A 263-nucleotide genomic window follows, 5' to 3' on the forward strand; every position below is an offset into this window, starting at 1 on the left:
CGAGACCCTGCACCTGGAGGTCGTCGCGATTCCGGTCGGTGCCGAGGGGCCGGACCTTGAGTTCCTGCAGCGTCTGTGTCGCCAGCGACCGGTGCGCGCCGTGTATAGCATTCCGACCTTGCACAACCCTTTGGGCTGGGTGTTGAACCTGGCACAGCGCGAGCAACTGGTCGAGATTGCCCGTCGGCACAATCTGATGATTATCGAAGATGCGGCCTACGCATTTCTCGCCGACGACGCGCCACTGCCCTTGGCGAGCCTGG

The 263-nt window shown here is 63.5% G+C and carries 1 protein-coding gene; it reads left to right on the forward strand.

Annotation, left to right across the window (positions count from 1 at the left end; all coding sequences use genetic code 11):
• The coding region (locus SB756_RS31285; RefSeq protein ID WP_410913394.1) for an aminotransferase class I/II-fold pyridoxal phosphate-dependent enzyme at positions 1-263 on the forward strand (263 nt) is incomplete at both ends.

It is taken from the genome of Pseudomonas sp. SIMBA_068, from assembly GCF_046534705.1.
In the GTDB taxonomy this organism is placed as follows: Bacteria; Pseudomonadota; Gammaproteobacteria; order Pseudomonadales; family Pseudomonadaceae; genus Aquipseudomonas; species Aquipseudomonas putida.